The 24626-nt window shown below is 68.5% G+C and carries 6 protein-coding genes; 4 read left to right on the forward strand and 2 right to left on the reverse strand.

All coding sequences use genetic code 11. From position 1 onward, the window contains the following. The first annotated feature begins 182 nt into the window (after positions 1-182). Complete coding sequence (locus tag PWS46_RS22475) at positions 183-16640, forward strand: tandem-95 repeat protein (protein WP_434623080.1); 16458 nt, start codon at positions 183-185, stop codon at positions 16638-16640. Between the two features lie 37 nt (positions 16641-16677). On the opposite strand, the gene PWS46_RS22480 is transcribed toward PWS46_RS22475, so the two are convergent. Then, complete coding sequence (locus tag PWS46_RS22480) at positions 16678-17154, reverse strand: MarR family winged helix-turn-helix transcriptional regulator (protein ID WP_434623081.1); 477 nt, start codon at positions 17152-17154, stop codon at positions 16678-16680. Positions 17155-17408: 254 nt separating this feature from the next. On the opposite strand from PWS46_RS22480, the gene PWS46_RS22485 reads away from it, so the two are divergent. After that, positions 17409-18107 carry an HAD family hydrolase gene (locus tag PWS46_RS22485; RefSeq protein ID WP_434623082.1) on the forward strand — a complete coding sequence of 233 codons (699 nt, stop codon included), beginning with the start codon at positions 17409-17411 and terminating at the stop codon, positions 18105-18107. Positions 18108-18369: 262 nt separating this feature from the next. After that, a complete protein-coding gene (locus PWS46_RS22490) occupies positions 18370-18540 on the forward strand; it encodes a hypothetical protein (RefSeq protein WP_434623083.1) in 171 nt (56 codons plus the stop codon). Between the two features lie 278 nt (positions 18541-18818). Here PWS46_RS22490 and PWS46_RS22495 read toward each other — a convergent pair whose 3' ends face one another. Continuing rightward, complete coding sequence (locus tag PWS46_RS22495; RefSeq protein ID WP_434623084.1) at positions 18819-20102, reverse strand: MFS transporter; 1284 nt, start codon at positions 20100-20102, stop codon at positions 18819-18821. An 826-nt stretch (positions 20103-20928) separates the two neighbouring features. On the opposite strand from PWS46_RS22495, the gene nifJ reads away from it, so the two are divergent. After that, positions 20929-24462, forward strand: coding sequence for a pyruvate:ferredoxin (flavodoxin) oxidoreductase (gene nifJ / locus PWS46_RS22500; protein WP_434623532.1), 3534 nt, complete (start codon positions 20929-20931; stop codon positions 24460-24462). The last annotated feature ends 164 nt before the right edge of the window (positions 24463-24626 follow it).

A 24626-nucleotide genomic window follows, 5' to 3' on the forward strand; every position in this document is an offset into this window, starting at 1 on the left:
TTCCAACGGGTTCCTTCAGTATCGCATCGTCGCCGCAAGGGGGGTGCGGGGGATGCTTCATCGTCTAAGATGTTGAAACTCATCACAGGAAGTTTCTTATCACAAGCAAGTTAGAGCGCTAGAACCTAGGGTCGTGACGAGTGGCGTGATGCAAGTTCGCATCCCTCTTATGGAGCGGTCCGATGGCTGAGGAAGCGGTTGAAGGCAAAGTCCCGGCGGTCGACGATCGACAGATCCTGGACGATCTGACCCTCCTGCAGCAGGTCGACGGCACCAGGCTGGGCGGCGTCATCCACGAGGCGAGCGCAGTCCAACTGCAGCGGCCCGACGACACGCTGGGCTATGTCCAGACCGACTATCGCGGCGCCGAGGACCTGATGGTCGGCGGCGCGGTGCAGACCGGCGAAGTCGTCGGCGAGTCGGTTGCGGTCGCCACCGACCGCTCGCTTAACGCGCTGCTGCTGAACGGCGATGTCCTGCGCACCGAAGGCACCCGCGGCTCCGGGCCGGCCGGCCCCGAAGGCTCGGGCCCGTCGGAGGGGGAGAGCCGCGAGGCCAACGGCAGCGCGGCGGAGCGGGCGGAGCTGCTGTCCAACGCACGCACGACGACCACCTACAACGAACTCGCCGCCGCGCTGCCGGACATCCCGGTGCCCGAGACGCCGGAGCAGGTGATCGACGACGGGACCGTCCCCACTGCCGACCCCGTCACCTTCCTGGACGCCGCCGCCACGCCCGACCTTACCGCCGCGGCCACGCCGGCAGCGGTGTCCGACACGCCCAGCCTGACGGTGAACGGCGTGTCGGGCGACGAGGACACGGCCATCGCCCTGAACATCGCCGCCGCCCTGACCGATACCGGCGGGACGGAGGTGCTGACCGTCACCCTGTCCGGCATCCCGGACGGTGCGGTGCTGCGCGACGCATCCGGCGCGGTGCTGACGGTGGTGAACGGCAGCATCGTGCTGACCTCCTCGCAGATTCCCGGCCTGACGCTGACCCCGCCGCCCGACAGCGGCGACAGCTTCTCCCTGACCGTGACCGCCACCAGCACCGACGGCAGCGCCACCCCCAACAGCGTCACCGCGACGCTGCCGGTCACCGTCAATCCGGTTTCCGACACGCCGACGCTCAGCGTCGCGGCGGTGACGGGGGCGGAGGATACGGCGATCCCGCTGACGATCAGCCCGGCCCTGACCGACACCGACGGGTCGGAGACGCTGAGCGTCACCATCGGCGGCATCCCGGACGGGGCGGTGCTGACCAACGCGGCCGGCGAGACGCTGACGATCTCCGGCGGCTCGATCACCCTGACGCCGGCCCAGCTGGCCGGGCTGGCGATCACGCCGCCGCTGAACAGCGACGCGGACTTCACCCTGACCGTCACCGCGACCAGCCGGGACGGCACCGCCGCACCGGCCAGCACCAGCATGCCGCTGGTTGTCACGGTGACCCCGGTGACCGACACGCCGACGCTGACGGTCGGCGCCGCGTCCGGCAGCGAAGACACCGCCATTCCGCTGACGATCAGCCCGGCGCTGACCGACCTCGACGGTTCGGAGTCGCTGAGCATCACCATCAGCGGCATGCCGGGCGGCGCGACGCTCAGCGCCGGCACCCACAATGCCGACGGCACCTGGACTCTGACCCCGGCCCAGCTCGCCGGCCTGACGATCACGCCGCCGCAGAACAGCGACGTGGACTTCACCCTGACCGTCACCGCCACCGCCAAGGACGGCACCGCCGACCCGGTGTCGGTGACCCAGACGCTGGCCGTGGCCGTCGCGCCGGTGTCCGACACGCCGACGCTCACCGTCCAGGCGGCGGCAGGCGACGAGGACACCGCCATCGCCCTGACGATCGATCCGGCCCTGACGGACACGGATGGATCTGAGACCCTGAGCATCACCATCGCCGGGATTCCGGACGGGGCGGTTCTGACCAACACGGCGGGCGAGGCGCTGACCATCACCGGCGGCTCGATCACCCTGACGCCGGCCCAGCTGGCCGGCCTGAAGATCACCCCGCCGCAGAACAGCGACGAGGACTTCACCCTCACCGTCACGGCTACCAGCAAGGACGGCGATGCCGGTGCGGCAAGCACCAGCGCACCCTTGCTGGTCACCGTCAATCCGGTGTCGGACACGCCGACCCTCGCCGTCAGCGATGCCCGGGGCAACGAAGACACAGCCATCCCGCTGACCATCAGCCCGGCCCTGACCGACACCGACGGGTCGGAGGCGCTGACGATCTCCATCTCCGGCGTTCCGGTCGGGGCGACGCTCAGCGCCGGCACCCACAACGCCGACGGGACCTGGACCCTGACTCCGGCCCAGCTTGCTGGCCTGACGATCACGCCGCCGTCGAACAGCGACGTGGACTTCACCCTGACCGTCACCGCCATCGCCAAGGACGGCGTCGCCGTCGAAGCGACCAAGAGCGAGACCCTTCGCGTCACCGTCGATCCGGTAACCGATACCCCGACGCTGACCGTCACCGCAGCCACCGGCAATGAAGACACCGCCATCGCGCTGGCGATCAGTCCGGCGCTGACCGACACCGACGGTTCGGAATCGCTGAGCATCACCATCAGCGGCATCCCCGCCGGTGCGACCCTCGGCAACACGGCGGGCGACGTGCTGACCGTCACCGGCGGTTCGATCACGCTGACCAAGAATCAGCTTGCCGGCCTGACCGTCACACCGCCGTCGAACAGCGACGTCGATTTCACCCTGACCGTGACCGCGACGGCCAAGGACGGCACTGCCGACGCGGTATCGGTGACCCAGTCGCTGCCGGTGACCGTCAATCCGGTGTCGGACACCCCGACGCTGAGCGTCAGCGCCGCGCAGGGCAATGAAGACACCGCCATCGCGCTGACGATCAGCCCGGCGCTGACCGACACCGACGGGTCGGAAGCGCTGAGCATCGTCATCGCCGGCGTTCCCACCGGTGCGGTTCTCAGCGCCGGCACCCACAACGCCGACGGCACCTGGACCCTGACTCCGGCGCAGCTGACCGGTCTGACCATCACGCCGCCGTCGAACAGCGATGTCGATTTCGACCTGACGGTGACCGCCATCGCCAAGGACGGCGTCGCCACCGAGGCGACCAAGAGCGAGACCCTGCGCGTCACCGTCGATCCGGTGACCGACACCCCGACGCTGAGCGTCACCAGCGCGCGTGGCAACGAAGACACCGCCATTGCCCTGACGATCAACCCGGCGCTGACCGACACGGACGGGTCCGAGACGCTGAGCATCCGGATCACCGGCATCCCCTCCGGCGCCACGCTTGGAAACACGGCGGGCGACGTGCTGACGGTCACCAACGGCTCGATCACGCTGACCAAGGCTCAACTCGCCGGTCTGACGATCACGCCGCCGTCGAACAGCGATGTCGATTTCGACCTGACGGTGACCGCCATCGCCAAGGATGGCGTCGCTGCAGAGGCAACCAAGAGCGAGACCCTGCACGTCACCGTCGATCCGGTGACCGACACCCCGACGCTGAGCGTTACCAGCGCCCGCGGCAATGAAGACACCGCGATTGCTCTGACGATCAGCCCGGCCCTGACCGACACCGACGGCTCGGAGACGCTGAGCATCGTCATTGCCGGCGTTCCTACCGGAGCGACCCTCAGCGCCGGCACGCACAATGCCGACGGCACCTGGACCCTGACCCCGGCCCAACTGGCCGGGCTGACCATCACGCCGCCGTCGAACAGCGACGTCGATTTCGACCTGACGGTGACCGCCATCGCCAAGGACGGCGTTGCCACCGAGGCGACCAAGAGCGAGACCCTGCACGTCACCGTCGATCCGGTGACCGACATGCCGACGCTGAGTGTCACCAGCGCCCGCGGCAACGAAGACACCGCCATCGCCCTGACGATCAGCCCCGCGTTGACCGACACCGACGGGTCGGAATCGTTGAGCATCGTCATTTCCGGCGTTCCGACTGGCGCGACACTCAGCGCCGGTACCCACAACGCCGACGGCACCTGGACCCTGACCCCGGCCCAGTTGACCGGTCTCACGATCACGCCGCCGTCGAACAGCGATGTCGATTTCGACCTGACGGTGACCGCCATCGCCAAGGACGGCGTTGCCGTCGAAGCGACCAAGAGCGAGACCCTTCGCGTCACCGTCGATCCGGTCACCGACACGCCGACGCTGACCGTCACTGCCGCGCAGGGCAACGAAGACACCGCCATCGCGCTGGCGATCAACCCGGCGCTGACCGACACCGACGGCTCGGAATCGCTGAGCATCACCATCAGCGGCATCCCTGCCGGTGCGACCCTCGGCAACACGGCGGGCGACGTGCTGACGGTCACCGGCGGTTCGATCACGCTGACCAAGAATCAGCTTGCCGGCCTGACCGTCACACCGCCGTCGAACAGCGACGTCGATTTCACCCTGACCGTGACCGCGACAGCCAAGGACGGCACTGCCGACGCGGTATCGGTGACCCAGTCGCTGCCGGTGACCGTCAATCCGGTGTCGGACACCCCGACGCTGAGCGTTACCAGCGCCCGCGGCGACGAAGACACCGCAATCGCCCTGACGATCAGTCCGGCCCTGACCGACACCGATGGCTCCGAAGCGCTGAGCATCGTCATCTCCGGCGTTCCCACCGGTGCGGTTCTCAGCGCCGGCACCCACAACGCCGACGGCACCTGGACCCTGACCCCGGCGCAGCTGTCCGGCCTGACCATCACGCCGCCGTCGAACAGCGATGTCGATTTCGACCTGACGGTGACCGCCATCGCCAAGGACGGCGTCGCCACCGAGGCGACCAAGAGCGAGACCCTGCGCGTCACCGTCGATCCGGTGTCCGACATGCCGACGCTGAGCGTCACCGGCGCGCGTGGCAACGAAGACACCGCCATCGCCCTGACGATTAACCCGGCGCTGACCGACACCGACGGGTCCGAGGCGCTGAGTATCGTCATCTCCGGCGTTCCCACCGGTGCGGTTCTCAGCGCCGGCACCCACAATGCCGACGGCACCTGGACTCTCACTCCGGCCCAGTTGTCCGGCCTGACGATCACGCCGCCGTCGAACAGCGATGTCGATTTCGACCTGACCGTCACCGCCATCGCCAAGGACGGCGTTGCCGTCGAGGCGACCAAGAGCGAGATCCTGCGCGTCACCGTCGATCCGGTGACCGACACCCCGACGCTGAGCGTCACCAGCGCCCGCGGCGACGAAGACACCGCGATTGCTCTGACGATCAGCCCGGCCCTGACCGATACCGACGGTTCTGAATCGTTGAGCATCGTCATCTCCGGCGTTCCTACCGGGGCGACGCTCAGCGCCGGCACGCACAATGCCGACGGCACCTGGACTCTCACTCCGGCCCAGCTGTCCGGCCTGACGATCACGCCGCCGTCGAACAGCGACGTCGATTTCGACTTGACCGTCACCGCCATCGCCAAGGACGGCGTCGCCGCCGAAGCGAGCAAGAGCGAGACCCTGCGCGTCACCGTCGATCCGGTGAGCGACACGCCGACGCTCTCGGTTACCAGCGCCCGCGGCAATGAAGACACCGCGATTGCTCTGACGATCAGCCCCGCGTTGACCGACACCGACGGGTCGGAATCGTTGAGCATCGTCATCTCCGGCGTTCCCACTGGCGCGACGCTCAGCGCCGGCACGCACAATGCCGACGGCACCTGGACTCTCACTCCGGCCCAGCTGTCCGGCCTGACGATCACGCCGCCGTCGAACAGCGATGTCGATTTCGACCTGACGGTGACCGCCATCGCCAAGGACGGCGTCGCCACAGCGGCGACCAAGAGCGAGACCCTGCACGTCACCGTCGATCCGGTGACCGACATGCCGACGCTGACCGTCACTGCCGCGCAGGGCAACGAAGACACCGCCATCGCGCTGACGATCAGCCCCGCGCTGACCGACACTGACGGCTCGGAGGCGTTGAGCATCGTCATTTCCGGCGTACCCACCGGCGCGACCCTCAGCGCCGGTACCCACAACGCCGATGGCACCTGGACCCTGACCCCGGCCCAGTTGACCGGGCTGACCATCACGCCGCCGTCGAACAGCGACGTTGACTTCACCCTGACCGTCACCGCCATCGCCAAGGACGGCGTCGCCGTCGAAGCGACCAAGAGCGAGACCCTTCGCGTCACCGTCGATCCGGTGACCGACACGCCGACGCTGACCGTCACCGCAGCCACCGGCAATGAAGACACCGCCATCGCGCTGGCGATCAGCCCGGCGCTGACCGACACCGACGGCTCGGAATCGCTGAGCATCACCATCAGCGGCATCCCCGCCGGTGCGACCCTCGGCAACACGGCGGGCGACGTGCTGACGGTCACCAACGGTTCGATCACGCTGACCAAGGATCAGCTTGCTGGCCTGACCGTCACGCCGCCGTCGAACAGCGACGTCGATTTCACCCTGACCGTGACCGCTACAGCCAAGGACGGCACTGCCGACGCGGTATCGGTGACCCAGACGCTGCCGGTGACCGTCAATCCGGTGTCGGACACCCCGACGCTGAGCGTTACCAGCGCCCGCGGCGACGAAGACACCGCAATCGCGCTGACGATCAGCCCGGCCCTGACCGACACCGATGGCTCCGAAACGCTGAGCATCGTCATCGCAGGCGTTCCGACCGGTGCGGTTCTCAGCGCCGGCACTCACAATGCCGACGGCACCTGGACTCTGACCCCGGCGCAGCTGTCCGGCCTGACCATCACGCCGCCGTCGAACAGCGATGTCGATTTCGACCTGACGGTGACCGCCATCGCCAAGGACGGCGTCGCCGCTGCGGCGACCAAGAGCGAAACCCTGCACGTCACTGTCGATCCGGTCACCGACATGCCGACGCTGACCGTCACCGCTGCGCAGGGCAACGAAGACACCGCCATCGCGCTGGCGATCAATCCGGCGCTGACCGACACCGACGGCTCGGAATCGCTGAGCATCCGGATCACCGGCATCCCCTCCGGCGCCACGCTTGGAAACACGGCGGGCGACGTGCTGACGGTCACCAACGGCTCGATCACGCTGACCAAGGCTCAACTGGCCGGTCTGACGATCACGCCGCCGTCGAACAGCGACGTCGATTTCGACCTGACCGTCACCGCCATCGCCAAGGACGGCGTCGCCGCCGAAGCGAGCAAGAGCGAGACCCTGCGCGTCACCGTCGATCCGGTGAGCGACACCCCGACGCTGACCGTCACCGCCGCGCAGGGCAACGAAGACACCGCCATCGCGTTGTCGATCAATCCGGCGCTGACCGACACGGACGGGTCCGAGACGCTGAGCATCCGGATCACCGGCATCCCCACCGGCGCCACGCTCTCCAACACGCTGAACGGCACGCTGACGGTCACCGGCGGCTCGATCACGCTGACCAAGGATCAGCTTGCCGGCCTGACGATCACGCCGCCGTCGAACAGCGACGTCGATTTCGACCTGACCGTCACCGCCGTCGCCAAGGACGGCGTCGCCGCCGAAGCGACCAGGAGCCGGACCCTGCACGTCACCGTCGATCCGGTGACCGATACCCCGACGCTGACCGTCACCGCCGCGAGCGGCAACGAAGACACCGCCATCGCGCTGGACATCCGGTCCGCCCTGACCGATCTGGACGGTTCGGAAGCCCTGAGCATCACCATCGCCGGCGTTCCCACCGGCGCGACGCTCAGCGCCGGCACCCACAATGCCGACGGCACCTGGACGCTGACCCAGGCCCAGCTGTCCGGCCTGACCATTACGCCGCCGCACGACAGCGACGTCGACTTCACGCTGACCGTCACCGCCACGGCCACCGACCGCGGGCTTTCCCCGGTCTCCGTCCAGGCGACGCTGGCCGTTACCGTGGTGGCGGTGGCCGACACGCCGACGCTCTCCGTGACGCCCGTCACCTACAACCTTGCGAGCGGCCAGAACGACACGCTGACCGGCACCGCCGGCAACGACACGCTGTCGGGCGGCGCCGGCAACGACACCATCCGGGGCGGCGCCGGTGACGACGTGATCTATGGCGACGGCACCGGCATCTTCACCACCGCCCTGACCATCACCCCCGCCGTGACGGACGTCGACGGCTCGGAGTCGATCTCCAGGGTGACGATCTCCGGCGTTCCGGCCGATGCGGTTCTCAGCGCCGGCACCCGCAACGCCGACGGCACCTGGACGCTGACCCAGGCCCAACTGTCCGGCCTGACCCTGACCGCCAAGGAGGGGGACAGCAACACCCCCATCACCCTGACCGTGGTCACCACCTCGGAAGAGCGGGAGAACGGCAGCACCGCCGACAGCACGCCCCAGACCCTGACCATCCAGTTCACCAACACGCCCAAGGGCAACGACAGCCTGGAGGGCGGCGACGGCAACGACACCATCATCGGCGGGGCCGGCAACGACACGCTGATCGGCGGGGCGGGCGACGACAGCCTGGACGGCGGCGCCGACAGCGATCTGCTGGCCGGCGGCCTCGGCAACGACACCATCGACGGCGGGGCCGGCAACGACACCGTCACCTATGCGGACTCTGCCACAGCGGTGAACGCGAACCTGGCGACCGGGGTCGGCACCGGCGAGGGCAACGATGTCCTGCGCAATCTGGAGAATGTCACCGGCTCGGCCTTCGACGATGTCATCACCGGCAACAGCGGCGGCAACGTGCTGCTCGGCGGCGGCGGCAACGACACCATCACCGGCGGCGCCGGCCGCGACACCATCCATGGCGGGGCCGGCGACGATCTGTCGATCTTCACCGTCGGCACCGACGGCGGAACCTCGTCCAACCCGGAACTTCAGGACGGCGATGCCGGCATCGACACCTTCCGGGTGATGCTGACCGGTTCGCAGCTGTCGAATGCATCGATCCTGGCCGACCTGCGCACCCTTCGCAACCGGATCGAGGCCGCTGCCGCCGATCCCAACGCCGCGACCAACGACACCGATGTCTCGAAGGCCGCCACCCTAAGCGCGCTCGGCATCAAGGTGGCTGATTTCGAGAAGCTGGAACTCTATGTCGACGGCCAGCCGGTCGATGTCCGCACGGCGCTGAACTATGCGCCCACCGCGACGGCGGACAGCACCTCCACCCGTGAGGATGTCGCGGTCAACGGCCGGCTGGGCGCCACCGACCAGGACACGCTCAACGGCCGCACCGACGACACGCTGACCTACAAGGGGCCCGGCGACAACGGCCAGCCGGTGCGTCTGGACCACGGCACGCTGGTGGTGAACGCCGACGGCACCTTCACCTATACCCCGGACGCCGATTTCAGCGGCACGGAGACCTTCTCCTTCACGGTGACCGACGCCTATGGCGGCACCTCCACCGCCACCCAGACGATTCAGGTCACCCCGCAGGCCGACGCCATCGCCATCACCACGATGAACGCGCGCGGCGACGAGGACGCGGCCGGCGGCATCGCGCTCGCCCCGACCATCACGCTGAGCGACGTCGACGCCGCCAGCCCAGAACGGGTGGAGAGCGTCACCCTGACCATGGCCTCCTCGCAGCAGGACGTGGCCGGCGCCAAGCTGTACGTGAATGGCGTGGAACTGACCCGCAGCGGTCCCGATGTCTCCGGCAACTACAGCTGGACGATCCCGACCACGGCGCTGGCGGCCGGCGGTACGGCGGGGACCTGGACGGTCCAGGGGTTGACGGTCGTCACCGCCCACAACTCCGACGCCGACCTCAATTATACGCTGACGGTCGGGACCATCGACAGCACCAGCGCCGGCACGGCGCGCGGCACGCAGACGGCGACGGGCACCATCACCGTCGACGCGGTGGCCGATGCGCCGACCGTGACCGCCGCCGCCGCCGCGACCGCTGAGGACACCTCCGTCGCGCTGTCGATCACCCCGGCCCTGACCGACACCGACGGGTCTGAGAGCATCGGCTACGTCACCATCTCCGGCGTCCCGGACGGGGCCAGCCTGAATTTCGGCACCGTTCTCAGCACCCAGGGCGACGGCAGCAAGACCTGGAAGGTCGAGGCGGCCGACGTGCCGAACCTGCGCCTGACGCCGCCGCACGACTTCTCCGGCACCATCACCCTCAGCGTCACCGCGACCTCGGTGGAGCAGGAGAACGGCTCGACCGCCGTGTCGGCGCCGGCGACCCTGTCGGTGACCGTCACCGGCGTCGCCGACGCCCCCATCGTCATCCCCACGGCCGCGACCGGCAACGAGGACAGCGCCATCCCGCTGACCATCGACGCCCACCTGTCCGATGTGACCGGGGAGACGCTGGACCACATCACCATCACCGGCGTGCCCGAGGGGGCGACCCTGTCGGCCGGCACCCACAATGCCGACGGCAGCTGGACCCTGACTCCGGGTCAGCTGACCGGCCTCAGCTTCACGCCGCCGCTGAACTATTCCGGCACGGTGACGCTTCAGATCACCGCCACCTCGGTGGAGGGAACGACCACCGCCACCTCGGCGCAGCAGCCGCTGGCGATCACCGTCAACGCGGTCGCCGACACGCCGGTGCTGTCGGCCTCCGACGCGGTGGGGCGCGAGGATACCGCCATCCCGCTGTCGGTGGTGGCGGCCCTGACCGACCGCGACGGGTCGGAAACCCTCAGCATCCTGGTCGGCGGCGTGCCGGCCGGGGCGACGCTGAACCATGGCCACTACGATGCCGGACTCGGCAAGTGGGTGCTGACCCAGGCCGACCTGAGCGGCCTGACCATCACCCCGCCGGCCAACTCCAACACCGGCTTCGACCTGACCTTCACCGCGCGGGCGACGGAAAGCGCCAACGGCTCCATCGCAGACGCGATACCGATGACCGTCCATGTCGAGGTGCAGGGCGTGGCCGACGTGGTGACGCCCAACGGCACGCTCACCGCCCAGGGCAACGAGGACACGGCGATCAACCTGCGGCTCGGCGATCTGGTGATGGTCGACGATGACGGGTCGGAGCGCCTGTCGCTGGTCGTCAGCAACCTGCCTGCCGGTTCCTGGCTGTCGCTGGCAGCGGGGCATGAGGGCGGGCTGGTCTATCTCGGCAACGGCCGCTGGTCGGTCGATGTGGAGTATCGCAACGAACTGACCCTGACGACCAAGCAGGACTTCGCCGGCACGATCACGCTGAAGGTGGACGTCATCACCACCGACAGCAACGGCGCACCGATCATCACGGTGAACGGCGTGACCTCCGGCGGCACGCTGAAGGACACCCGCGACCTGACCGTCACCGTCGATCCCAAGGCGGACGAGCCGGTCGTCTCCATCGGCGCCAGCGGTCTGGAGGACGCCGTCGGCGGCATCCCGCTGACCATCTCCGCCCTGACCGGCGACAGCGACGGGTCGGAGCACATCTCCTCCATCGTCATCTCCGGCCTGCCGGCCTGGGTCACCCTGACCAGCACGGATGCCGGCGCGCTGACCGACAACCATGACGGCAGCTGGACCGTCGATCCGGCCAAGCTCGGGAACCTGCGGCTGAACGTGCCGGCCAACAACGCCGACGACTTCACCATCACCGTCAAGGTGACGGCGGTGGACGGCACCGACAGCCTGACCAAGACCTATACCCCGACCGTGACAGTCACCGCCGTGGCCGACGCGCCGATGTCGCACGGGGCGAACGGCGCGGTCGAGGCCTACCATGTCGACGACCAGACGACGACCGGCGTGCCGGACGGCCTCGTTATCGACCTGAACGCCTTCCTGGCCGACACCGACGGTTCCGAAAAGCTGGCGGTCACCATCTCCGGCGTGCCGAAGGGCACGGTGCTGTCGCGCGGCCTCGACAACGGCAACGGCACCTGGACGCTGACCGCGGACGATTATACCGCGGCACTGTCCGAAGGCGGCCTGAAGCTGACGGTCAAGGATGCCAATGCCACCGGCATCACGCACAGCGTGTCCGGCAGCGTCGACACGGCCAGCGTCACACTGACGGTCAACCCCTACAGCATCGAGAGCGAGGGCGACCGCAACACCAGCGTGTCCGACAGCTTCGTGCTTAGCTGGACCACCACCGCCTCGACGGGCGGCGGGTCCACGGGTGGCGGCTCGACCGGAGGAGGCTCCACGGGAGGGGGGTCCACTGGGGGTGGTTCGACTGGCGGCGGCTCGACCGGTGGAGGGTCCACCGGCGGTGGCACCGGCGGCACGTCTCCCGATCCGGCGACCGGCGTCGGCAGCGACCGCCCGTCCGCCGTCACGACGGCGGAGGACAGCGTCGTCGCCCTGCATCTCGACACCGGCCTGCAGGACTGGAGCGGCGTCAGTTCCGTCACCCTGTCCGGTATCCCGACCGGCGCCGTCCTGACCAACACGGCCGGCGACACGCTGACCATCGCCAACGGCTCGATCACCCTGACGCCGGCCCAGCTGGCCGGTCTGTCGCTGACGCCACCCTCCAACAGCGACGCCGACTTCACCCTCGGCATCGATGTGGTCACCAACTCCGGCAACACCCACACCAGCCTGACCCAGGCGGTGACCGTCACCGCCGTTGCCGACAGCCCGCTTTTGACCGTGCAGGCGGCTTCCGGCAACGAGGACACCGCCATCGCGCTGGACATCACCGCCGCGCTGGCCGACACCGACGGGTCGGAGGTCCTGGCCAGCATCGTCATCGACGGGGTGCCGTCCGGCGCCTCGCTGTCGGCCGGCTATCTGGACTCCGCCACCGGGAAATGGGTGCTGACCCCCGACCAGCTGTCCGGGCTGAAGTTCACCCCGCCGCACGACGCCAGCGGGACCTTCCAGCTGACGGTGACGGCGGTCGCGCGCGAGAGCAGCAACGCCGACCGGGCGACCACGACGCAGACCCTGGCGGTCGAGGTGGCGCCGGTCAGCGACGCCCCGGCCATCAGCGCCAGCTCCGTCACCGCGCAGGAGGATCACGCCGCCAGCCTGTCCATCTCCGCCGCCGTCACCGATCTGGTCGGCACAGGCGAGGTGATCACCGCGCTGCGTGTGACGGTCCCGGCCGGCTTCACCCTGTCGGCCGGCACCTCGCTCGGCAACGGAGTCTACGACCTTTCCGGCCTGTCCGCGTCGGATCGCGCGGCGCTGACGCTGGCGCCGCCGGCCAACTATGCCGGCACGGTGACCCTGACGGTCGAGGCGGCCGCCCAGGACGGCTCCGCCACGCCCGCCTGGTCGACCAAGACGCTGTCGGTCACCTACACCGCCGTCGCCGACGCCCCCGACGTCACCGTCCATGACGCGACCGGCGCGGAGGACACGCCCATCGCCCTGGACGTGTCGGCCAGCCTCGTCGACACCGACGGGTCGGAGACGATGGCCGTCATCCTGTCTGGCCTGCCCGAGGGCGCGGTGCTGAACCACGGCTCCAACAACGGCGACGGGTCCTGGACCCTGAAGCCGTCGGAGCTGGCCGGCCTGACCGTCACGCCGCCGCGCAACTATTCGGGCGGCATGGACCTGACGCTGACCGCCACCAGCCTGGAAAGCTCCAACAAGGACACGGCGAGCACCACCGCCAACATCCATGTCACTGTAACGCCGGTCACCGACGCCCCCACCGTCATCGTCGCCAACGCGTCCGGCAGCGAGGATTCGCTGATCGCGCTGAACCTGACGGCGGCGCTGGTCGACACCGACGGGTCGGAGACGATGGCCGTCACCCTGTCCGGCCTGCCGACCGGCGCCTATCTGGTCGATGCCAACGGCAATCACCTGACGCCGACCGCCGGTTCGGTCAGCCTGACCGCGGCGCAGTTGTCGGGCCTGAAGCTTCAGCCGCCCGCCAATGCCGGCACCGACTTCAACCTCACGCTGACCGCGACGACGACGGAAACCGTCGGCGGTGCCACGGCCACCACCAGCCAGCTGTTCCGGGTCAGCGTCGATCCGGTCGCCGACCAGCCCATCCTGACCTGGGCGCCGATCACCGGCACCGAGGACACCGCCGTCCCGCTGAACCTCGCCGTGGCGCTGGCCGACACCGACGGGTCGGAGCGGCTGGGGCTGCTGACCATCACCGGCGTGCCGACCGGCGCGCTGCTGTCGGCCGGCACCCACAACGCCGACGGCAGCTGGACCCTGACTCCGGCCCAGCTCAACGGCCTGAGCCTGACGCCGCCGGCCAACAGCGATGCGCCGATCAGCCTGACCGTCACCGCCATCAGCATCGAATCCAACGGCAGCACGGCGACCACCGTCGTCACCGTGCCGATCACGCTGAACGCCGTGTCGGACATGCCGACCCTGTCCGTCACCGCCGCCGGCGGCAACGAGGACACGGCTATCTCGCTGGCGATCAATCCGGCCCTGACCGATCTCGACGGGTCGGAGACGCTGACGGTCACCATCGCCGGCATTCCGGACGGCGCGCACCTGTCCAACGCGGCGGGCGACGTGCTGACGGTCACGGCCGGGTCGATCACGCTGAACGCCGGTCAATGGACCGGACTGGCGATCACGCCGCCGCCCAACAAGGGCGACGACTTCACCCTGACCGTAACGGCGACCGCCACCGACGGCACCGCCACGCCGGTCAGCACCAGCGCGTCGCTGCCCGTCACGGTCACTCCGGTCACCGACACGCCGACCCTGTCCGTCACCGCCGCGACCGGCGACGAGGACAGCGCCATCGCGCTGACGATCACCCCGGCCCTGACCGACCTCGACGGGTCGGAGACGCTGACCGTCACCATCGCCGGCATTCCGGCCGGCGCCCATCTGTCCAACACGGCGGGCGACACGCTGACCGTCACGGGCGGGTCCATCACCCTCAATCCCGGCCAGCTCGCCGGTCTGGCGATCACGCCGCCGTCGAACGACGACGGTGATTTCAGCCTGACCGTCACCGCCACCGCCAGGGACGGCAGCGCCAGCCCGGTTTCGGTCACCTCGACCCTGCCGGTGACGGTCAACCCGGTGTCCGACGCCCCGACCCTGACCGTGTCCGCTGCGACCGGCGACGAGGATGCGGCGATCCCGCTGACCATCACATCGGCCCTGACCGACAGCTCGGAGCTGCTGAGCATCACCATCGCCGGCGTTCCGGCCGGTGCGACGCTCAGCGCCGGGACGCACAACAGCGACGGGACCTGGACGCTGACCCAGGCCCAGCTTGCCGGCCTGACGATCACGCCGCCGTCGAACGATGACGGTGACTTCACCCTGACCGTCACCGCGACCTCGACCGACGGTTCCGCCGCCCCGGCCTCCGTCACGGCGCAACTGCCGGTCACCGTCCGCGCCCTGTCCGACGCGCCGACCTTGCATGTCGATCCGGCGTCGGTGGCGGAAGACGGCACGGTCGCCCTGTCGATCACCCCGGCCCTGACCGATGCGTCGGAGACGCTGACCGTCACCATCGCCGACATCCCGACCGGTGCCACCCTGTCGAACACGGCGGGCGACACTCTGACAATCGTCAACGGCTCGATCACGCTGACGCCGGCCCAGTTGGCGGGCCTTGCGATCACGCCGGCCCACGACAGCGGCAGCAGCTTCACCCTGTCGGTCACCGCCACCTCGACGGACGGCGCCGCCACGCCGGCGACCACCAACCGCGCGCTGGCGGTGACGGTGACCCCGGTCGCCGACACGCCGACGCTGGACACCCCCGCCGTGCACGGCAACGAGGACACGGCGATCGCGCTGACGATCACCGCCGCCTCCACCGACAGCGACGGGTCGGAGACGCTGTCGGTGCGGATCACCGGAATGCCCGACGGCGCCAGCCTGAACCACGGCACCCACAACGGCGACGGCAGCTGGACACTCGCCACGTCGGATCTGGCCGGCCTGACCTACACCCCGCCGGCCAACGCCCATGGCACGGTCGACCTGTCGGTCACCGTGACCGCCCAGGACGGCACCGACACCGCTGCGGTGACGCAGACGCTCAGCGTCACCGTCGATCCGGTGAACGACAAGCCGACCCTGGCCGCCGCCCACGCCACCACCGTCATCGCCGCGGACGCGACCGACCATCCGGCGGTTGCCGCCGACGCGACGATTGCCGATGTGGACAGCAGCGTCATGTCCGGCATGTCGATCCGCATCGCCGCCGGATCGCAGACTGGCGACGCGCTGAACCTCGACAGCCTCACCATCGACACCGACCCGTCGACCGGCCGCAGGACGGTGTCGGGCACGGGGATCGAGGTCAGCTGGGACGACAGCACCCATCAGCTGTCCCTGTCGGGCAACGCCTCCACCGCGACCTACACCGACATCCTCCAGCATCTGGCGCTCAGCCCGAATGGCGGCGGCGCCCGGACGCTGGAGGTCACGGTCAGCGACGATCAGGGGCTGTCCAGCGATCCGCTGGCGGTGCAGGTGTTGGTCTCGGCCGATGCGACGATGACCGGCAGCAGCGGTGCCGACATCCTGCATGCCGGAAGCGGCACGACCGGCATGTCCGGCGGGGCCGGCGACGACCTGTTCATCTTCGCCCCGCGCGACGGCAACCTGACCATCGACGGCGGTGTGGGCTGGACCGATGTGGTGGAGGTCGGCGCCTTCGTCGCCAATGCCGGCACCAACTGGCTCCAGCAGTTGGACGGGCACGCCTTCACCATGGACCCGTCGGGCCACGGCCTGACCTTCACCCAGGAAACGACCGTCACGCTGGAGGACCAGAACCATCACCAGCTGGTGATGCAGAACATCGAACGGCTGACGTTCTGACCGGAGAGATGGGGGACAGCGGAGTGGGGCGGGGCGGTCAGGCGACCGGCGCGCCGTCCTCCGCGGTCGCGGTGCCCGCCTGCATGTGGGTGATGATCCGCTTCATCAGGCGGCCCAGCATCGCCCGTTCATCCTCCGCCATGGCGGCGAGCGGCGGGGTCAGCGACTGGCGCAGGGGATCGCGGTCCAGCAGGGCCCGTCCCTCGTCCGTCAGGTCGAACAGCCAGCCGCGCTTGAATCCGGGATGTGGACGGCGGGCCAGAAACCCTTTGTCCACCAGGGTGGAGACGGTGCGCGACACCGGTGCCAGATGGATCCGCTGGAACCGGGCCAGCGCGGTCAGGGTGCGCGCCGGCTCCGGCGCGTCATGGAAATAGCGCAGCGCCACCCATTGCGCCGGGAAAAGCCCTTCGGTGAAGCTGATGCCATAGACAAGCCGGCTGACCTGATCCAGCAATGTGATCAGATCGTCGTCCGTCGACCAAGCGTCGCCATGCTCCGGCCTCTCCGCCACGCTGTTCTCTCCCTACCGGCATTGCGCCGAACATACCGGCGGCAAGCTTGGGCGTGGACTGTAGCGAAGTCAACGCGCCAGCGGAAGCGCCAGTCTTCGCGTGCGCGTGGTGGAACTATGGTCAAAGTTCGCGTGGATTATCGTTGAGGAAAATCCATCGCCGTCCTCCGCAAATCCTTGGCGAAACGCGTCGGTCGGCCCCACGTCTGGTCCTGTCGAAATCGACCCGCCCCCACAACCTGCGGACCAGGCCCATGACCGGCTATCCCCACGTGACCAACGCCTTCCTGTTCGACCTGGACGGCACGCTGACCGATACGGTGTACCAGCATGTGCTGGCCTGGAAGGAGGCGCTGGACGAGGAGGGCATCGCCCTGTCGGTCTGGCGCATCCACCGCAAGATCGGCATGAGCGGCGGGCTGTTCACCAACATGCTGCTGCGCGAGACCGGCCTCGCCATCGACCAGGGTCTGCTCGACCGGCTGCGCCATCGTCATACCCAGGCCTACAAGCGGCTGGCCTCCGGTGTCGTGCCGCTGCCCGGCGCGCGCGGTCTGCTGGACACTCTGACGGAGCTGAACATCCCCTGGGCCATCGCCACCAGCGGCCGGATGGAGACGGCGCGGCCGGCGCTGGAAAAGCTGGGCGTCGATCCGTCGAAGGCCGCGGTCATTACCCGCGACGAGGTCGAATATGCCAAGCCCGACCCCGACCTGTTCCTGGCCGCCGCCGCGCGCATCGGCGTCGACATCACCAGCGCCTTCGTGGTCGGCGACAGCATCTGGGATATGATCGCCGCCAAGCGGGCGCGCGCGCTCGGCATCGGCCTGCTGTCCGGCGGCTATGGCCGGGAGGAACTTGAACGGTCAGGCGCGTTGCGCGTCTATGAGGATCCGGCCGACATGCTGACTCATCTGGACGAAGTCGGCGGGCGCCGCGGACTTGCTCAGTAAAACTCCGGCCTGCGTCTAGTAGCCGAGCAGTGCACTGCTTGCAGACGGGATCGGAGCGCTGCGATCATCTTCCGCAGTCTGCATCATGCACAGTCACAGCGCTATAATGCAGTGCAGCATCATCATGAAGGACATGCGGGATCGGCGCGTATCACTGGGGCGCGACGGTGGCAGCATGGGTTTGCCGATGACGCCGACGCCGCTCCCCGACGCGAGATCATCGCAATCCCAGGCATTGCAATCCCAAAAAAGGAGCCGTCGCATGTCCTCCCATAAGCCCGCCGCGCACCACACCATCGCCCGCGCCCTGATCGCTTCGGCCTTCGCGCTGGCCTCGTTGCTGTCGGTTGCCGCTGCCGCCGCCGTCTCCGCCCAGCCTGACCGCGCCGCCCCCGCGTTCGAGATCGACAGCCAGTCCTTCCTGTTCAACTGAGCGGCATGCGGACAAAAAAAGAGCCGTCGGCAACACCGGCGGCTCTGAAGTCCGAGAGGAACGTCCAACAAGTTGTGCCGGGTCAACCCACGGCGCATCCAGCGGTACGGCTCTAATATACTAATATCTCATCCGCGTGGCAAGCGACTTCGCCGCATCGCGGTCAGCTTTTCTGTCCATCGGCTCCTTCGGTTTGGTCAAATGCGAGACGCCCCCCGGCGCAGTGCCGGAGGGCGTCTCGATCGCGGTGAATGCGAAGATCGGAACCGGATGGGTCGTCAATCGGCGCCGGCCGTGGCGTTCGGCATGGCGGCGGCGGGCTTGCCCCCGCGCTGGCCCAGCACCAGGGCGATGATGGCGAAGGCGGTCAGGTCGAACACGGTCAGACAGGCGAACAGCGGCTCGTACCCGATGGTGGTGGCGAGCTGGCCGATGATCAGCGAGAAGATCATGCCGCCCATATAGCCGGCCATGCCGCCGAAACCGGTCGCCGTGGCGACGTCCTGCTTCTCGAAGGTGTCGGTGACCAGGGCATAGAGCAGGCTGGACAGCATCTGGTGGGCGAAGGCGCCGAGCGAGAACAGGAAGATGGCGGCGATCGGGCTGACGGTGAAGCTGATCAGGGCCGGGCCGACCATGCACACCGCCCCCACGCCGACGCCGGCGATGCGGGAATTGACCAGCGACATCCGGAAGCGCTTGACGAAGAAGGGCGACAGGTAACCGCTGAGGATGCAGCCGATGTCACCGGCCAGGAAGGGCAGCCAGGCGAACAGGGCGAACTGCTTGATGTCCATGCCGCGGGTGGAGACCATGTACAACGGGATCCAGAAGCTGAAGGTCTGCCAGGCCGGCTCGGTCAGGAAACGGGCGGCGGCGATGCTCCAGAACTTGCCCTTGCCCAGCACGCGCTTCACCGACGGCTTCGGCAGCTCGACATGCGCCTGGCCTTCCAGGATATAGTCGTGCTCTTCCCTGGTCAGGCGCGGATGGTTCTCCGGGTTGCGGTACAGCGTGTACCACAGGGCCGACATGCCGACGCCCAGCAGACCGGTGACGAGGAAGGCCTCCTGCCAGCCATAGGTCAGCGACAGCCAGATGACGAAGGGCGGGGCGATCATCGCGCCGATCGAGCTGCCGGTGTTGAACCAGCCGGTGGCGATGGAGCGCTCCTTGGCCGGGAACCACAGGGTGGAGGTCTTCACGCCCGACGGCATCGCCGCCGCCTCGCTGACGCCCAGCAGGCCGCGGAAGAAGGCCATCGACTGCCAACTGCCGGCCAGTGCATGCGCGGCGGCGGCGAGGCCCCAGATGCCGGCGAACATCGCATAGCCGAGCTTCAGTCCGACCAGATCGGTGATGTAACCGGCGACCGGCTGCATCAGGCTGTAACAGAGCTGAAAGGCGCTGACGATGAAGGAGTACTGCTCGGTCGAGAAGTGGAGCTGTTCTTTCAGGGTCGGCGCCAGGATGCCCAGCGTGTTGCGGTCGATGTAGTTGACCACGGTGCCGAGCATCATCAGGGCAAGGATTTGCCACCGCAAACCACGGATCTTGTTCATGTTTTCCTCACATGCCTGCCACGGCAGGCGCCGGTGCGCACGTACGGGCCCTAAGGCGGCGATCCTCGGGCGGGATGCCTTGCCGGCGGGTGCTCGGTGCCGGGCGACGGGGTCGCTTCCGCTCCGTTTCAAGAGGCGCGGGAGCATCGCTGGTGGAGTTATATTAATATATCAGTGTGCGTCGCAAGTGGTTTTCCGGGTCCGCCGTCTGCCCTTGCGAAAATGTCGCAGGGCGATGGTGCGGTGCGCTGATTTCTTCGCATTTGCAGCATAATCACGCCGGTTGTCGGCCGGCGCTTCCTTGCTGCGATGCAACCAAATTACGGGTTGAGATGCCTGTTCTTCTGTTCGAATTCTTAAGGCCAAGCCGTTCGGCCCGGCGCATCCGCATGTAGGAAGCCACAGCGCCGGATTGCGATAAATGACCTGGATCAACGGGCTGCGTCCGCCTTGCGCCGTTCCCTGCGGCCTGTTTACCCCCATCGACCGCCCGCCATCGCGCGGCAACGCTGAGCTTTCACCAAATGCTGCACTGCGACAATGTGGGCTCTTCCTTGCAAAAGTAATATATCAGACGCTTGTGCAGCGCAGAACGGCGTCGCCCGGAAATTCCGGGTCCGACTGACGCGGGTCAATGTGTCCGGCCCGCTCCGGATGGACCATTCCCCCTGGTCGACAGCCGTTTTCCGCCGGCTTTTCAAAGAGCCGTCCCGTCATCGAAGACGTGGCCATGGAGACGACCGTCGCCAGCAGAGAGGATTTTTCCGGCATGACCCAGAGCCCAACCTCCACCGCCTCATCCCGGCCGGCCGCCGCCATCCGCATCATGGACGGCAACGAGGCGGCGGCCTCGGTGGCTTACCGAGCCAGCGACGTCATCGCGATCTACCCCATAACGCCCAGTTCGCCGATGGGGGAATTCGCCGACGAATGGTCCTCGGCGCGCCGGCCCAATCTGTGGGGTGCCGTGCCCCAGGTAGTGGAGATGCAGTCGGAGGGCGGTGCCGCCGGTGCGGTCCACGGCGCGTTGCAGGCGGGCGCGCTGGCGACGACCTTCACCGCGTCGCAGGGCCTGCTGCTGATGATTCCCAACATGTACAAGATCGCCGGAGAGCTGACGCCCTTCTGCATGCATGTCGCGGCGCGCACGCTGGCGACTCATGCGCTGTCGATCTTCGGCGACCATTCCGACGTGATGGCCTGCCGCCAGACCGGTTTCGCCATGCTGGCCTCGGCCAATGTGCAGGAGGCCCACGATCTGGCGCTGGTCGCCCATGCCGCCACCCTGCGGGCGCGCGTGCCCTTCCTGCATTTCTTCGACGGTTTCCGCACCTCGCATGAATTCAACTGCGTCGAGCCTCTTGCCGACGAGGATCTGCGCGCCCTGATCGAGGATGCTTGCGTCGACGCCCACCGCCGCCGCGGCCTGACGCCCGACCATCCCGTCGTCCGCGGCACGGCGCAGAATCCCGACGTCTTCTTCCAGGCCCGCGAGGCCGCCAACCCCTGGTACGAGTCCTGTCCGGCCATCGTGCAGGAAATGATGGACCAGCTCGCCGCCCGCACCGGCCGCGTCTACCACCTGTTCGACTATCACGGCCATCCGCAGGCGGAGCGGGTGGTCATCGTCATGGGGTCTGGGGCCGAGACCTGCAACGGCGCGGTCGACCGGCTGGTGGGGGAGGGGGAACGCGTCGGCTGCCTGACCGTCCGCCTGTTCCGCCCCTTCGCCATCGCCGATTTCGTCGCCGCCCTGCCGCCGACCGTGCGCCGCATCGCCGTGCTCGACCGCACCAAGGAGCCGGGGGCGGTCGCCGACCCGCTCTATCTCGACGTGGTCGCCGCCCTGGCGGAGGCCCGCGCCGCCGACCCGTCCGCCATTGACCCCGTGGTGATCGCCGGCCGCTACGGCCTGTCGTCCAAGGAATTCACCCCCGCCATGGCGAAGGCGGTGTTCGACGAACTTGGCCGCGACCGTCCGAAGCGTCGCTTCACCATCGGCATCACCGACGACGTCACGCACCACTCGATCCCCTGGGATGCGAGTTGGGGCGTGGAGGAGCCGGGCGTGTCCCGCGCCGTCTTCTTCGGCCTCGGCGCCGACGGCACGGTGGGCGCCAACAAGAACTCGCTCAAGATCATCCAGTCCCGAACCGGCGGCCACGCCCAGGCCTATTTCGTCTATGACAGCCGCAAGTCAGGCTCGACCACCGTCTCGCACCTGCGCTTCTCCAAGGACCCGATCCGCGCGCCCTACCTGATCGGCCGGGCCCAGTTCGTCGCCTGCCACCATCTTCCGCTGATGGAGCGGGTGGAGGTGGTGGAGATGGCCGCCCCCGGCGCCACCATCCTGCTGAACGCCCCCGGCACGCCGCAGCAGGTGTGGGATGCCCTGCCGGCGGAGGTGCAGCGCCTCTGCATTGAACGCAGGCTGTCGCTGCACGCCATCGACGCCGGCGCGGTGGCGCGCGAGGTCGGGCTCGGCCGCCGCGTCAACACCATCATGCAGACCTGCTTCTTCAAACTGTCCGGCGTGATGCCGGTCGAGGACGCCATCGCCGAGATCAAGGCGGCCATCGCCAAGACCTACGCCCGCCGTGGCGGGGAGGTGGTGGCGCGCAACATCGCCGCCGTCGATCAGGCGCTGACCCATCTGCGCGCCATTCCGGTGCCCGACCATGTCACCGCCGACCACGACCGCCCGGCCCCCGTTCCCGAAACGGCTCCCGATTTCGTCAAGCGCGTCACCGGCATGATGATCGCCGGCCATGGCGACCGGCTGCCGGTGTCCGCTTTCCCGGTGGACGGCACATGGCCGACCGGCACCTCCAAATATGAGCACCGCAACATCGCGGCGGAGGCGCCGGGCTGGAACGCCGACCTCTGCATCGAATGCAACAAGTGCGTGCTGGTCTGCCCGCATGCCGCCATCCGCGCCACCGTGGTACCGGAATCGGCGCTGGCCGATGCGCCCGCCGGCTTCGAGACCATCCCCTACAAGGGTCGCGAATTCCCCGGCGGGCGTTATCGCTTGCAGGCCTCGCCCGCCGACTGCACCGGCTGCACGCTCTGCGTCGCCGTCTGTCCGGCGGAAGAGAAAGATGGCCCAGAAAAGGAAAAGGGCGGCCGCAAGGCGCTGGAGATGCGCCCGGTCCAGGCGCTGGCCGGCCAGCAGGAGGCCTTCGACTTCTTCCGCAGCCTGCCTGCCATCCCGCGCGAGTCGGTGCCGGTCACCGTCAAGCACAGCCAGCTTCTCGAACCCCTGTTCGAGTTCTCCGGCGCCTGCGCCGGCTGTGGTGAGACGCCCTACATCAAGATGCTGACCCAGCTGTTCGGCGACCGCATGGTGATGGCGAACGCCACCGGCTGCTCGTCGATCTTCGGCGGCAATCTGCCGACCACCCCCTACACCACCGACGCCAGCGGCCACGGCCCGGCCTGGGCAAACTCGCTGTTCGAGGACAATGCGGAGTTCGGTCTCGGCCTGCGCGTCGCCATCGACGGCATGGCCGAACAGGCGCGCGACACGCTGGCGCTGCTGTCGGCCCAACTGGAACCCGGACTGGTGACCGCATTGCTGGAGGCCGACCAGCATGACTCCGCCGGCATCGCCGCCCAGCGGACCCGCGTTGCCACCCTGATGGCGCAACTCGCGTCGCTGAAGGACCCGCTCGCCCGCCGGCTGGAACGGCTGGCCGACTATCTGGTCCGCAAATGCGTGTGGATCATCGGCGGCGACGGCTGGGCCTACGACATCGGCTATGGCGGGCTGGACCACGCGCTGGCCTCGGGCCGCGACGTGAACATCCTGGTGATGGACACGGAGGTCTATTCCAACACCGGCGGTCAGCAGTCCAAGGCCACCCCCATCGGCGCCTCGGCCAAGTTCGCCACCGCCGGCCGGTCGGCGGCCAAGAAGGATCTGGGGCTGATGGCGATGGCCTACGACCATGTCTATGTCGCCCGCACCGCCTTCGGCGCCCGCGACAGCCACACGCTGAACGCCCTGATGGAGGCCGAGTCCTACCACGGCCCGTCGCTGGTCCTCGCCTATAGCCATTGCGTCGCCCATGGCTACGAGCTGTCGCACGGGCTGGAGCACCAGAAGCTGGCGGTGGAGAGCGGCCACTGGTCGCTCTACCGCCGCGACCCTCGCCGGCTTGCCGACGGCAAGACCGCCCTGCAACTGGACAGCGGCGCCCCCTCCGCCGGCCTCGCCGCCTTCATGGCCGGCGAGTCCCGCTTCAGCGCGGTGGAGCGTGCCAACCCCGAGCGCTACCACGCGCTGCTGGACGAGGCCGAGGCGGAGATCCGCCGCAAGCGCCACCTGTTCGAGCATATGGCGGGGTTCAAGGAGTAGGGCGTCGGCTTCGATTGCCCCCTCCCTAACCCTCCCCCTCTTCGAGGGAGAGGGGACTGCAGCAGCTTCGCGCAGAAACCTCTCCGCCAAGCGTCCTAACCCCCTCTCCCGCGATCGGACCGGCCCCTGGCCGGCCGAGGGCGGGGGAGGGATGGGGAGGGGGC

Source organism: Azospirillum sp. B2RO_4, from assembly GCF_051124815.1.
Lineage (GTDB): Bacteria > Pseudomonadota > Alphaproteobacteria > Azospirillales > Azospirillaceae > Azospirillum.

Coding starts and splice junctions, on each gene's coding strand:
- PWS46_RS22475 (WP_434623080.1), top strand. CDS start 183: ATGGCTGAGGAAGCGGTTGAAGGCAAAGTCCCGGCGGTCGACGATCGA.
- PWS46_RS22485 (WP_434623082.1), top strand. CDS start 17,409: ATGACCGGCTATCCCCACGTGACCAACGCCTTCCTGTTCGACCTGGAC.
- PWS46_RS22490 (WP_434623083.1), top strand. CDS start 18,370: ATGTCCTCCCATAAGCCCGCCGCGCACCACACCATCGCCCGCGCCCTG.
- PWS46_RS22495 (WP_434623084.1), bottom strand. CDS start 20,102: ATGAACAAGATCCGTGGTTTGCGGTGGCAAATCCTTGCCCTGATGATG.
- nifJ (WP_434623532.1), top strand. CDS start 20,929: ATGGACGGCAACGAGGCGGCGGCCTCGGTGGCTTACCGAGCCAGCGAC.